Genomic DNA, 12,841 nt, shown 5'->3' with positions numbered 1-12,841 from the left:
GGATGAAAATCTGGGCCTTTTTTGTTTGGCCTGATTTGTTTATTGGCCTAGTTAAAGGCTAGCGGCGGCTTCGCTTTGCCCTGGGTTTTTGGGTGGCGTAGTGGGTGCTTTTCACATTGTTATCGGGCTTTTCAGATTGAAATAAAAAAGCCTGTTTTCTGTCCTGTAATTCAACTTATTTTTATCTAAATCAATAAGTTGAATTAATTGGCAAGTTCTTTGCTCCTGTCCTGTTGGGCAATCGGCATCAGCCCTTACTACAACAAAAACCGACAGGATGCTTACGTGATGAAACGTATCAAGGTCATCATCCCGATCCCTATGGATCAGGCTGGTGCTGACAATCGCGCCAGTCAGTTGCCGCCGCATCTGATTCTTCCGGGCTTCCACCCGGAGTTCGTCCCCGTGGCCCGTGGTGCCTCGTTGGCTGACTCTGCCTTCGATGTGCTGTTGATGGACTTCTCTGTCGTTGAGGCCGGCATCCGTGCCGAAGCCGAAGGTTACGACGCGGTTTGCATCGATACCGTCAGCGACTCCGGCCTCGCGGCTCTGCGTTCACGCCTGAACATTCCGGTGATTGCTCCCGGCATGGCGGCCTTCCATATGGCCTGCATGCTCGGCAAGAAATTCAGCGTTATCACCATGTGGGACGAATGGTTCCCGCTCTATGAAAAGACCCTCACCGAATACCAGTTGTGGCCGCGAGTGGCCTCGCTGCGCTCGATCAACACCCGGCCGGATCTGAAAGAACTGCTGGCCGGTAAAGAGGAAGTCGTCTTCGCCAAGCTGGAGGCTGAGGCCCGCAAGGCCATGGAAGAGGACGGCGCCGACGTGATCGTGCTCGGCTCCACCACCATGCATCAGTCCCACGCCTACCTCAGCGAGCGCCTGCCGATCCCGGTGATCAATCCCGGCCAGGTTTCTTACAAGCTCTGTGAGTTGCTGCTGTCCCTCGACCTGAGGCACAGCCGCAAAGCTTATCCGGCTCCGCAAGCGCCGAATGATGCGGCCTACCACGCATTTACCGGTCTTTGACTGACGTTCGATTAAGAGGATTTGCGTATGTCCCGTTTGACCCGTGCCCAGCTGATTGAGCTGGCTGAACAGCAATATTTTGCCAACGTCGACCGCAAGAACATGGCGGGCGTGCTGGCCTGCTTCCACGACGATGTGGCCTTCACTATCCAGACCGACAACCTGACCCACCCAGGCGTGGCCGGCGTGGAGAAGATGTTCGAAAACCTCTTCAGCAACTTTAACGAGATCTGGCACGGCGATTTTGAAACCGCCGCCGACGAAGAGGCGCAAACCGTTTGCGCGCGCTTCAACGTGTACCTGAAAGACCCGCAAGGTAACGAAACCCGCCTGCGTAACTGCAACTTTTGGTACGTCGAAGGCGGCCTGTTCAAGCGTGTGTTTGTCTTCATGAGTGGTGAAAACGTGCTCCGCTGATGTGCTTACGGGCCGCTAACGGCCCGTTTTTTTCCTGAGAGCAAGGATCACGATATGACCCAGAATAAAAATAATTCGGGCGAAAACAGTTATCCGCACCTGTTTTCTCCCCTGCGTATCGGCAACATCAGCGTACGCAACCGCCTGATGCAAACCGCCCATGCCAAGGGTTTTCACTCTGGCGAAGGGTTAACCAACAACCGCGATATTTACTACCAAGCCGAGCGCGCCAAAGGCGGCATCGGCCTGATCGTCACGGGCGCCCGTCACACCCACCCCACCTCCACTGGGCCTAACCGTTCGCTGGCGCGGGGCAACCGTGAAGAGATCATCGAACGCGATGCCGAGATGGTGCGCGCGGTGCATGAGTTTGGTGGGCGCATCATTGCCCAGATCATCCACTTCGGGCCGCAAGGCCGCAGTGGCGCGCTGGATGACTACCGCGAGCTGTGGGGGCCTTCGACCATGAAGTCTCCGGCGTATAACGAATGGGCGAGGGAGATGAGCCACGAGCAGATGCGCGAAGTCTCCGAGCATTTCGCCTTAACTGCGCTTAACTCCAAGGCCGCAGGTTTTGACGGGGTGGAGCTGCACTTCTCCCACGGCTACCTGCATCAGCAGTTCCTCTCGTTTGTGTACAACAAGCGCACTGATGAATACGGCGGCACGCTGGACAACATCGTGCGGTTCCCGATTGAAACCATGCAGGCCGTGCGCGATGCCGTCGGCCCGGATTTTGTCGTGGGCATTCGTGTGTCCATGGATGAGTGCAGCGTCGATGGCATGCAAGCCGATGTCGCCACGGCAATGACCTGCAAGCTGGTCGAGACCGGGTTGATTGATTATGTCAGCGCCACTGCCGGCACCTATGCGGCTCACGCCGATCAGATTCCGCCGGGGGATTACCCGGAAAACTGGCTGGTGGAAGACGGCGCGCGGCTGCGCAAGGCCGTGCGGGCCATCCGCGATATTCCGGTGTTTATCGTCGGCCATATTGTCGATCCGGCTAAAGCCGAAGCACTGGTGGCTGAAGGTGCTGCCGACATGATCGCGATGACCCGCACGCAGATCGCCGACCCGGAATTTGCCAACAAGCTGCTGCAAGGTCGCGAAGACGAAATCAACCATTGCATCCGCTGCAACCAGGCCTGTATTGCGCGCTTGATGGCGGGCAATGCCATCTCCTGCGTGGTTAACCCGGCTGCCGGGCGTGAGCAGCGCTTTGGCAGCCATACCTTCAAACCTGCTGCCACAGCGGCCAACTGGCTGGTGATTGGCGGCGGTCCGGCAGGCATGCGCGCGGCGCTGGAGCTGGCCCGTCGTGGCCATGGTGTGCGCTTGGTGGAGGCTGGCGACAAGCTCGGCGGGCAACTCAATCTGGCGGCTCAGCTGCCGCGGCGGCACAAGTTCGGTTTTATCCCCCGGGACCTGGAGCGTCAGCTGCGCAAGGCTGGGGTGGAGATCAGCCTGAATACGCGGCTCAGCGCCGATGACATCGTCGCAGCGAAAGCGCACGGGGTAATCATCGCCACCGGCTCCACGCCGCTGAAAACCGCCTTCACCTCGACCCGTCCAGCGGTGGATCGGGTGCCGGGCACCGAGCAGGGCAACGTCTTTAGCGTGGTCGAGGTGCTGCAAGGCACGGCACAACTGGGCAAGCGCGTGGTGCTGTTCGACGAAGACGGTGGCCGCTATGCCTTGGGCACGGCGGAGTACTTGCTCGACCGTGGCCACGAAGTGCACCTGATCAGCCGCTTTATTTCCCTCGCACCGAACCTGGCCCTGACCCTCGACTTGCCGGTGAACTACCGCCACGTCTTCGCCAAGGGGCTGCGTTATACCCTCAACAGTTGGGTGCGGCATATCAACGGCAACCAGGCGCAAATCTTCAACCTGTTTACCGACCAGAACGAGGCTGTGCTGGAGGCTGACAGCTTCATCATCGCCGCCGGGCATCGCTCGGTGGATGAGCTGTACCAGCAACTGCAAGGCCGTGTGGAAAAACTCTACTGCATCGGTGATGCGCGCCTGCCGCGACCACTGCAAGACAGCATCTACGAAGCGATGTTGGCGGGTCGGGAAATTTTGCATGACCCCAATCGCTTTATTGAACAGGGCGAGCTGGAAGGCTTTGACCTGCAGTGGCGCGAGGCCCTGATTAGCAGCATCCCATAAAAAGAAAATTTACCTGTCTGATTGATGAGACAAGACCATGACCGTAGAGCGTTATCCCCATCTTTTTGAGCCGCTTAAAATCGGCAACATCACCGTGCGCAACCGCATCATGCAGTCGGCGCATGCCATGTCGTTTAACTCGCCTGACGGCCTGACCAACAACCGCGATATCCACTATCACGTGGCGCGTGCCAAGGGCGGGATTGGTCTGATGATCACCGGCAACCGCCTGATCCATCCGACGTCTAACACCTTCTGCCGGGGCTACTCCTACGGCTATCGTCCGGAGATGGTTGAGCGTGACCGCGCCCTGACCGATGCGGTGCACGAGTACGGTTCGCACATCATTGCCCAGCTCAACCACTTTGGCGTGATGGGCGAAACCCACGCCATGGACGATTACCGCGTGCTGTGGTCATCCTCCAACATCAAGTCGCCGGTGTTCGGTGAAATGGCCAAGGCCATGGAACGCAGTGACATGGACGAAATCGTCGAAGGCTGGGTGCGCTCGGCGCGCTACTCGAAAGAGGCCGGTTTCGACGGTGTGGAAGTGCACCTGGCCCACAGCTACCTGCTGCACCAGTTCATCTCGCCGCTGTTTAACAAGCGTGCCGATGAGTACGGCGGCAGCTATGAAAACCGCATGCGTTTCCCGCTGGAAGTGATCCGTGCGGTGCGTGAGGAGGTCGGTAAAGACTTCGTCGTCGGCATCCGTCTCAGCGCCGATGAAATGGTGCCCGGCGGCATGGAGGTGCAGGACTGGATCAAGGTCGCGCAAACCGTCGAGGCCACCGGCGATATCGACTATGTGATGACCACCGCAGGGGTCTATCAGTCGGCGACTTACATCATGCCGCCGTATGACGTGCCCAATGGCTGGCTGGCCGATCCGGTGGCGCGGTTGAAGCGCTCGCTGAAGATTCCGGTATTCGTGGTTTCGGGGATTGGCAGCGCCGGTGAGGCGGAGGCCATTCTGGCCCGTGGCGATGCCGACATGGTGGCCATGACCCGGGCGCAGATCGCCGATGCCGAGTTTGCCAAGAAAACCAAAGAAGGCCGTGAAGACGAGATCTATCACTGCCTGCGTTGTAACCAGGGCTGTGTTGGCCGGCTGTTCCAAGGCACCTCCATGACCTGCCAGATCAACCCCGGCACCGGCCGTGAGGAAGTGTTTGGCGTGCAAACCCTGAAGCTGGCACCAGCACAGAAACACTGGGTGGTGGTCGGCGGCGGCCCGGCCGGGATGAAGGCGGCGGAAGGCCTGGCCAAGCGCGGTCACCGCGTGACCCTGCTGGAGAAGGCCGGCGAGCTGGGCGGGCAGGTTAACTACGTGATCCGCATGCCGCGCCGCGACTCCTTCGCCTGGATTACCGAAGACCTCAAGGTGCATATGGCCAAGGCCGATGTCAGCGTGCGCCTGAACCACAGCGCCACCGTCGAATCAGTGCAGGCGCTGGCGCCGGACGGGGTGATCGTGGCCACCGGCTCTCTGCCGGATCGCAGCGGCTACTCCGATGTAAACCCGCTGGTGGATCAGGTGCCGGGCATCGATGCGGATCACGTATTCACCGCCCTGGATGTACTGGATCACCCGGAAAAACTCGGCAAGCGCGTGCTGGTCATCGACGATGAAGGGACTCGTTATTCTGCGGGTATCACTGAGAAGTTAGTTGAGAACGGCCATCAGGTTCACGTGCTGACGCGCTGGAATGCCCTGTTCCACAAGCTGGGTGTGACCCTGGATCAGCCGATTGTCTACGCCAACCTGTTTGCTCAAGGCCTCACCTACACCCTCAACGCCTGGGTCAGTCAGATTCGTGGTAACGATGTGGATATCTTCAACCTCTACACCGCCGATGAAGAAACCCTGAGCGGCTTCGACAGCATCGTTCTGTGCATTCGCCATTTGCCGCAGCAGCAGCTGTATTTCGAGCTGAAAGAGGCCCTGCCGAACGTGCATCGTGTGGGTGACTGCGTGACCCCACGGCGTACCGATCACGCCATTTTTGAGGGCTTCCTCGCCGGCCGGGAGATCTTCGACAACTGGCAGCGTTACATCGAGCCGGGCGCCATTGAGCAATTTAATGGCCCGCTGGCGCGGGAAGCGTTCGAGTAACGGCATGAGTTTTCCCTGAAGTGCTTGGCCAAGGAAGGCTTTTTTGTATGCAAAAATAAGCTGTGTATTTAGGGTTTTTAACTGTTATCGCCTGTTAATGGGCTGTTTATCGAAATAAAGAGGCTTTTTACTCGCAAAACTGTATGCAAATCGTTGACCGGGACTAAAGTCCCGGTTATAAATTGTATGCAATTTGAGAGCGCTGTTAATGAGGCTCCTGACCTGAACATTCACTGATTAGGAACAGGCAAATGCTGGAAACACGCCACATCGAATACTTGCGTGAGGCCTTGGGTCAGGACGCCGTTCTGACTGATGAAGAGGCCCGCCGCTATTTCTCCACCGACCTGAGTTTCCAGCCCGAAGCGGTTGCTGCAGCGGTGCTCAAACCCACCTCCATCGAAGCCCTGGCCAAAGCGGCCGCCTATTGCCATGAGCACGAGATTGCGCTGGTGCCCCGTGGCGGTGGTATGTCGTACACCCGCGGCTATGTGCCGACCCGAGCGCACAGTGTGCTGATCGACATGCGTGGGCTGAAGCAGATCGTCGAAATCAATGAGCAGGACATGTACGTGCGCGTACAAACCGGCTGCACCTGGAGCGATCTGTACGACGCGCTGAAGGCCAAAGGCTTGCGCACGCCTTACTACGGCCCGCTCTCCGGCCTGTACGCCACTGTCGGCGGTGCGCTGTCGCAAAACAGCCTGTTCCACGGCTCTGGTATTCACCACACCGCTGCGGAAAGCTGCCTGGGGCTCAAGGTGATCCTCGCCGATGGCCAGATTTTGCAGACAGGATCGTCTGCCCACGTGCACAGCAATGGCTTCTATCGCCACTTCGGCCCGGATTTGACCGGCCTGTTCACCGCCGATACCGGTGCCTTCGGGCTCAAGGTGGAAGCCTGCCTGCGTCTGATCAAAATGCCGCCCGCCACGCTGTGCGCGTCCTACGGCTTCGAAACCCTGGAGGCCATGCTGCAGGCGCAAACCGCCATCGCCCGTGAAAGCATCGCTAGCGAGTGCTATGGCTTTGACCCGTTCTACAACGCCGGCTTTGAAGACAAAGGTTTCAGCCTCAAAGAAGGCTTGTCGGTGCTGGCGGATGTGGCGACTTCCGGCAAAAGCCTGTTCAGTGGTCTGAAGAACGCAGTGAAGATGGCCACGCAGGGCAAAAAGATCCTGAACAACATCAACTACTCGCTGCATATCGCGGTGGACGGTCCGACCGCTGAGGCGGCGGCGAGCATGCTGATGATTGCCGAGAACATCGTCAGCCAGAATGGCGGTGCACCGATTGGCAATGCCATTCCACTGGCCTTCCGCTCCCAGCCATTCGCTGGTGTGCGCACCATCCTGCTGGGCAGTAAAGGTGAAGTGTGGATTCCGGTGCATGGCTTCTTCCCACTGTCGCGGGCGGTGGATGCGGCGCTGACCACTGAGCGCTACTTTGCCGAGCACGCGGCGCTGATGGCCACTTACAACATCAAGTACTCCTACCTCACCTGTTTCTCGGGGGCCGAGTTTGTGATCGAGCCGAGCCTGTACTGGTTCGATGAATTGGGTCAGTTCCGCCTCGATTTGATCGAGCCCGAATACCGCAAGGAATGGGGCGCGATACCGGCTGATCCGAAAACCCGTGAAGTGGCCCTGAAACTCCGTGAGGGCCTGCGTGAGCTGTACTTCGAGCTGGGTGCCTGTCACCTGCAGTTGGGCAAGTACTACCCGTATCAGCAATCCATCGGCAATGCCGCGACCAGCCAACTGCTGCTTCAGGTTAAGCGCGCGGTGGATAACAAGGGCCTGATGAACCCCGGCGCACTGGGACTGGAGTAAGGCCATGGGAGTGAAAAAAACTTATGTGGATGTGGCTGACGGGCAGATCCACCTGCGCTATGTCAGTGGCAGCGGCCGGGTGCCGAGCGTGTTCCTGCATCAGACCGCCAGTTCCTCGGCCATGTATCAGGCGGTGATGGCGCAGCTTGAGGATCTGGCGCCGTTGTATGCCTTGGACACTCCGGGCTTTGGCGGCTCTTACCGTCCAGCGCAGGCACCGACGACTGAGTATTACGTCAGCAGCCTGATGCAGGCGATTGATGCGTTGGGCATCGGGCCGTTCAACCTGTTCGGCCACCACACCGGCGCGGCGCTGGCGTGTGAGTTGGCCGCCAAGCACCCGCAACGCGTGCGCAAGCTGGGCATGATCGGGCCGGTCCAACTCACCGAGCAAGAGCGCAGTTTATGGCGTGAGGCGGCCGTTAAGCCGCTGCACATCGACGCCCAAGCCACGCATTTGCGAGAGGTGTGGCAGCGCGTCAACCAGCTTGACCAGCTCCCCATTGCGTACCCGCCCTCAGTGGCGCTGGCGACCCGTGAAGCGATCGATACCCTGATCGCCGGCGACCGCTGGCACGAGGCCTACGCAGCGGTGTTCAACCAGGACTTCCCGGCCTATCTGGCGCAGGTGCAATGTCCGCTGCTGCTGATCTGTGGTGAAGGGGATGTGCTCTATCCCTACTTCCAACGTGCTTGTGACGCCCGCCCGGAGGCGCAGGTGCTGGAGATGAAGGGTGGGGCGTATGTGCTGGATCAGGAGCCCGCGTATATGGCTCAGGTGATCCGCGAGTTTTTCCGCTAGGCAGGGTATTTCGATAACTGCGGTTGGCAGATGAGGTAGCAAATAATGCAAACAATAAATGACACCACTTCGCAGCACCGGCACGACGTATTGGTGCAGATGACCCACGATGAAGAGGCGCGCCAGGACTTCGTGCGCTGCTTCAAACTGTACCTGGCGCAGAACGTCTCCCCGGGTAACAAAAAGGTCTTCACGGAAAACGTCGAGCCACAACTCAAGGCCACCGGCAAAGGCCAGAGCCTGGTGGAAATCGACCGTCTGATGAAGCAGCAGGAGTACTACCAGTTCTGGAGCAGCCTGCAGCGTTGCAGCCAGGAAATGATGTGGAACTCGGTGCAGATTCCGGTGCAGCGTCAACTACCGACGCTGGTGGAAAAAGCCAGCGCAGCACAGGCCAAACCCAAGCTGGGCAGCCTCAAGCTGAATCTGGATCTGAAAACCCCGGAATACCATACGGCGATCGACATTCACTGTATGCCCGGTGGTTATCACTCGGAATTCTGCAGTGATGACGTCGCCGCTGGCGCCATCTATGACCGCGCGGTTTACGTCTACGCCATGGGCCGCATGGGCCCGCTGAATGACGACATTGGCGCCTCTACCGCCAAGTGGCTGAAGGAGCATTACCCGGACTTCAAGCCCCAGCGCATCCTCGATCTGGGCTGCACCGTGGGTCACTCCACCCTGGCCTGGGCGGAGTACTACCCGCAGGCGCAAATCTTCGCCATCGACGTGGGTGCGCCGGTGCTGCGTTATGCCCACGCCCGTGCTGAATCGCTGGGGGTGAAGGTCAACTTTATCCAGATGAACGCGGAGGCGCTGGACTTCCCGGATGGCTACTTCGATGTGGTCAACGGCAGCATCCTCATCCATGAAACCTCGAAGAAGGCGGCGAGCAACATCTTTAAAGAGAGCCACCGGGTTCTGCGTGAAGGCGGCGTCATGCTCCACGGTGAAACCCCGCCCTATAAGGACTTGCCGCCGTACGACGCCTTTATGCTCGATTGGGATACGCGCAACAACAACGAGCCGTTCTGGCGCGGCAGCCACCTGATCGATCCGTTCAGCGCTTGTGCGCAAGCCGGTTTCAGCGCCGACAAGGTGTTTGAAATCCTTGCCCCGAGCGCCTTCGAAGCCAAACTCAGCCAGCGATACACCCATGTCTTTCAGGGCGGGGACTTCGGTGGCGGTGGTCAGTGGTATGTGTATGGAGCGTGGAAATAATGACTGTGCCAAGTGACGTTGTATTACCCAAGAAGGCCAAAGGCGCGAGGCCTTACTTCTTTGCAGACCCCGCCCAGGACAAGCTGCTGGCCATGCTGATGGGCTTGGTGGGGGAAGTCTCGGTCCTGGCGGATCGGGTCGACACGCTGGAGCGCTTGCTGGTGAGCAAAGGAGCCTTGGCGCAGGGCAGTGTGGATGCTTACGTGGCCGATGCGGCCGTGCGCGATCAGCGTGATGCTAAGCGTGAACAACTGTTGCGCAATGTGCTGCGCATTATCGCCCAGGACCACGAAGACCCCGATGCCGGCAAGCCGAACGACGACGCTTACCTGTCGGTGGTGACGCAAGTCGAGCAGTGATATTTGCAGGAGTACAAAAGCCGGTCTGATCAGTTTGCAGTCGATCAGGTCGGTTTTTCTTTTTGGGGGGTGAGTTGAGGTTGGCGCTGCCATTCTCTTGTGCAATTCGCGCGTAGGAGCGGCTTTAACCGCGAACAACCGAGCTGGACCACTCCCCAATACATGTAGGTACACACAATCGCTTTCACGGCTAAAGCCGTTCCCACAGAAAACACCGCAGACCCTGCGTAGGAACGGCTTTAGCCGCGAACAACCGAGCTGGACCACTCCCCAATACATGCAGGCACACACAAGCGCTTTCACGGCTAAAGCCGTTCCCACAGAAAACACCGCAGACCCCACGTAGGAACGGCTTTAGCCGCGAACAATTGAGTTGGGCTAATCCCTAATACATGCAGGCACACACCATTGCTTTCACGGCTAAAGCCGTTCCCACAGAAAACACCGCAGACCCCGCGTAGGAACGGCTTTAGCCGTGAACAATTGAGTTGGGCTAATCCCTAATACATGCAGGCACACACAAGCGCTTTCACGGCTAAAGCCGTTCTCACAGAAAACACCGAAGACCTCGCGTAGGAACGGCTTTAGCCGTGAACAATTGAGTTGGACTAATCCCTAATACATGCAGGCACACACAAGTGCTTTCACGGCTAAAGCCGTTCTCACAGAAAATATCGCACCTGTTTGTAGGGGCTGCTTTAGCCGCGAAGAGCTACTCTGCTCAAGCCACGCCAGTTTGCAGGCTTTGATCTGTATTGGCAGCGCTGAGAGGCAGTCGAATAGCCACTCATTCGACCTCCAATCAGCATCTTCCCAACCCAATGAGGACACGGAATGTCCACCCCCCGATACTTTCACAGCCATAACCTGAGGCGTGGGCGCCATAGCGAGTGTGGTCGCAGCTACCTGATTACCGTTGCTGTTGATCATCGCCAGCCGATCCTCTCCAATTTTTTTGTAGGGCGTTTGCTGGTTGCGGAATTGCGCTTGGTAGCGGAGCTGGGATGGGTTGATTCCCTGGCGTGGGTTGTCATGCCGGATCATTGGCACTGGCTGGTGACATTGCGCGAGGCGACGTTGGCTGAGCTGATGCAGCGGGTCAAAGGGCGTAGTGCTCGTTCTATTAATCAAGCGTTGGATCGTGCAGGGCGATTATGGCAGGCGGGGTATCACGAACACGCCCTGCGCACAGAGGAAGATATGCAAGCAGTGGCTCGCTACTTGGTCGCGAATCCCTTGAGGGCTGGACTGGTCAAGCGTGTGGGGGATTACCCGTTGTGGGATGCCGTATGGCTTTAGCTGCCCAGGCATGATTGTTCACACCGACACTTTCACGGCTAAAGCCGTTCCCACAGAAAACACCGCAGACCCTGCGTAGGAGCGGCTTTAGCCGCGAACAATTGTGTTGGGCTAATCCCTAATACATGCAGGCACACACAAGCGCTTTCACGGCTAAAGCCGTTCCCACAGAAAACATCGCAGACCCTGCGTAGGAACGGCTTTAGCCGCGAACAATTGAGTTGGGCTAATCCCTAATACATGCAGGCACACACAAGCGCTTTCACGGCTAAAGCCGTTCCCACGGAAAACACCGCAGACCCCGCGTAGGAACGGCTTTAGCCGTGAACAATTGAGTTGGGCTAATCCCTAATACATGCAGGCACACACAAGCGCTTTCACGGCTAAAGCCGTTCCCACAGAAAACACCGCAGACCCCACGTAGGAGCGGCTTTAGCCGCGAACAATTGAGTTGGGCTAATCCCTAATACATGCAGGCACACACAAGCGCTTTCACGGCTAAAGCCGTTCCCACGGAAAACACCGCAGACCCCGCGTAGGAACGGCTTTAGCCGTGAACAACCGAACTGGACCAACCCCTAATACACGCAGGCACACACCATTGCGTTCACGGCTAAAACCGTTCCCACAGAAAACACCGCAGACCCCGCGTAGGAACGGCTTTAGCCGTGAACAATTGAGTTGGGCTAATCCCTAATACATGCAGGCACACAACATTGCTTTCACGGCTAAAGCCGTTCCCACAGAAAACACCGCAGAGCCCACGTAGAAACGGCTTTAGCCGCGAACAATTGAGTTGGGCTAATCCCTAATACACGCAGGCACACACAAGCGCTTTCACGGCTAAAGCCGTTCTCACGGGAGCGAGGTCGCAATATGTGCATTTTGCGAACGCATCAACCGCACCACCCAACGCAGGTGCGCGCTAAAGGTCACTACCGCTGTATGGGGGTCACCCTCGAGCAGGGTTTCATGAATCTGCCGGTAGTTTTCCAAGTAGTGCTCCCAGGAATCCCCCGGAACGATATTGGCCAAGAACAACGAATAAAAACGAATCTCCGGGCGGTTGTAAAACAGCTCGAGGAAACCATTGCCGGCCAGGGCGTGCAGCTTCACATGGTATTGATACAGCGCCCGGACAAAGGCAAAAGGCTCGCGAGCGTGGCCGGTGTGTTCAATCTCGTTGAATGCCTCAATCAACACCGCATGATTGTCCGATTCTTTGAGTTTCGGTGCGGCCAAGCGAATACCTAGCACCAGAATCGCTTCAGAAAACTCGAGAAACTCCACCAGGTTTTCCAGGCTCAACTGACGAATGCGGGCGCCACGGTTTGGCAGCAGTTCCACCACGCCATCCCCGGCCAGTTTTTGCAGGGCTTCGCGGATGGGGGCGCGACTGACATTGAACTGTTCCGCCAGATCCGCAGCCACCAGGCGCTGACCTTGGACAAAACGGCCCTCCATAATCCCTTCGAGGATGCCGTTGACCGCTTTATCGACCAGTGAATTTTCCGAGTCATCGCCGTTATAGGCCATGTAATTCTCTCTGCCAGTTGCACCACTAAGGGCGGCATTCTCGCAT

The 12,841-nt window shown here is 57.9% G+C and carries 10 protein-coding genes; 9 read left to right on the top strand and 1 reads right to left on the bottom strand.

The window, feature by feature from the left end; translation table 11 throughout:
• Nucleotides 1-288 precede the first annotated feature (288 nt).
• From NTD81_RS18205 to NTD81_RS18165, 9 genes are all read left to right on the top strand, one after another.
• Nucleotides 289-1,035 carry an aspartate/glutamate racemase family protein gene (locus NTD81_RS18205; protein WP_262184144.1) on the top strand — a complete coding sequence of 249 codons (747 nt, stop codon included), beginning with the start codon at nt 289-291 and terminating at the stop codon, nt 1,033-1,035.
• A gap of 27 nt (nt 1,036-1,062) precedes the next feature.
• A complete protein-coding gene (locus tag NTD81_RS18200) occupies nt 1,063-1,452 on the top strand; it encodes a nuclear transport factor 2 family protein (RefSeq protein ID WP_262184143.1) in 390 nt (129 codons plus the stop codon).
• Between the two features lie 54 nt (nt 1,453-1,506).
• Nucleotides 1,507-3,627 carry an FAD-dependent oxidoreductase gene (locus NTD81_RS18195; RefSeq protein ID WP_262184142.1) on the top strand — a complete coding sequence of 707 codons (2,121 nt, stop codon included), beginning with the start codon at nt 1,507-1,509 and terminating at the stop codon, nt 3,625-3,627.
• A 37-nt stretch (nt 3,628-3,664) separates the two neighbouring features.
• Nucleotides 3,665-5,743, top strand: coding sequence for an FAD-dependent oxidoreductase (locus tag NTD81_RS18190; RefSeq protein ID WP_262184141.1), 2,079 nt, complete (start codon nt 3,665-3,667; stop codon nt 5,741-5,743).
• A 251-nt stretch (nt 5,744-5,994) separates the two neighbouring features.
• The gene (locus NTD81_RS18185) at nt 5,995-7,575 is read left to right on the top strand and encodes an FAD-binding oxidoreductase (protein WP_262184140.1); all 1,581 of its coding nucleotides are present in this window, start codon (nt 5,995-5,997) and stop codon (nt 7,573-7,575) included.
• 4 nt (nt 7,576-7,579) lie between these two features.
• Nucleotides 7,580-8,377, top strand: a complete 798-nt coding sequence (locus NTD81_RS18180; protein WP_262184139.1) for an alpha/beta fold hydrolase — start codon at nt 7,580-7,582, stop codon at nt 8,375-8,377.
• A gap of 45 nt (nt 8,378-8,422) precedes the next feature.
• Complete coding sequence (locus NTD81_RS18175) at nt 8,423-9,601, top strand: class I SAM-dependent methyltransferase (protein ID WP_262184138.1); 1,179 nt, start codon at nt 8,423-8,425, stop codon at nt 9,599-9,601.
• Nucleotides 9,601-9,960 (top strand): hypothetical protein, encoded by a 360-nt coding sequence (locus NTD81_RS18170; RefSeq protein ID WP_262184137.1) that lies wholly within the window; start codon nt 9,601-9,603, stop codon nt 9,958-9,960. Before NTD81_RS18175 ends, NTD81_RS18170 begins: the two co-directional genes overlap by 1 nt.
• An 834-nt stretch (nt 9,961-10,794) precedes the next feature.
• Nucleotides 10,795-11,259: an REP-associated tyrosine transposase gene (locus tag NTD81_RS18165; RefSeq protein ID WP_262184136.1), complete on the top strand. Its 465-nt coding sequence runs from the start codon at nt 10,795-10,797 to the stop codon at nt 11,257-11,259.
• A gap of 855 nt (nt 11,260-12,114) precedes the next feature.
• Here NTD81_RS18165 and NTD81_RS18160 read toward each other — a convergent pair.
• Nucleotides 12,115-12,795 (bottom strand): GntR family transcriptional regulator, encoded by a 681-nt coding sequence (locus NTD81_RS18160; protein ID WP_262184135.1) that lies wholly within the window; start codon nt 12,793-12,795, stop codon nt 12,115-12,117.
• Nucleotides 12,796-12,841: the final 46 nt, after the last annotated feature.

Source organism: Pseudomonas sp. 5P_3.1_Bac2 (genome assembly GCF_025465995.1).
Classification (GTDB): Bacteria; Pseudomonadota; Gammaproteobacteria; order Pseudomonadales; family Pseudomonadaceae; genus Aquipseudomonas.
The sequence above is the reverse complement of the archived record's forward strand: the minus strand, read 5'-3'. Positions and strand labels throughout refer to the sequence as shown.

Excerpts from the sequence above, each read along its gene's own strand:
- NTD81_RS18195 (WP_262184142.1), top strand. The coding sequence starts at position 1,507 with ATGACCCAGAATAAAAATAATTCGGGCGAAAACAGTTATCCGCACCTG.
- NTD81_RS18180 (WP_262184139.1), top strand. The coding sequence starts at position 7,580 with ATGGGAGTGAAAAAAACTTATGTGGATGTGGCTGACGGGCAGATCCAC.
- NTD81_RS18185 (WP_262184140.1), top strand. The coding sequence starts at position 5,995 with ATGCTGGAAACACGCCACATCGAATACTTGCGTGAGGCCTTGGGTCAG.
- NTD81_RS18205 (WP_262184144.1), top strand. The coding sequence starts at position 289 with ATGAAACGTATCAAGGTCATCATCCCGATCCCTATGGATCAGGCTGGT.
- NTD81_RS18175 (WP_262184138.1), top strand. The coding sequence starts at position 8,423 with ATGCAAACAATAAATGACACCACTTCGCAGCACCGGCACGACGTATTG.
- NTD81_RS18165 (WP_262184136.1), top strand. The coding sequence starts at position 10,795 with ATGTCCACCCCCCGATACTTTCACAGCCATAACCTGAGGCGTGGGCGC.
- NTD81_RS18160 (WP_262184135.1), bottom strand. The coding sequence starts at position 12,795 with ATGGCCTATAACGGCGATGACTCGGAAAATTCACTGGTCGATAAAGCG.
- NTD81_RS18170 (WP_262184137.1), top strand. The coding sequence starts at position 9,601 with ATGACTGTGCCAAGTGACGTTGTATTACCCAAGAAGGCCAAAGGCGCG.
- NTD81_RS18200 (WP_262184143.1), top strand. The coding sequence starts at position 1,063 with ATGTCCCGTTTGACCCGTGCCCAGCTGATTGAGCTGGCTGAACAGCAA.
- NTD81_RS18190 (WP_262184141.1), top strand. The coding sequence starts at position 3,665 with ATGACCGTAGAGCGTTATCCCCATCTTTTTGAGCCGCTTAAAATCGGC.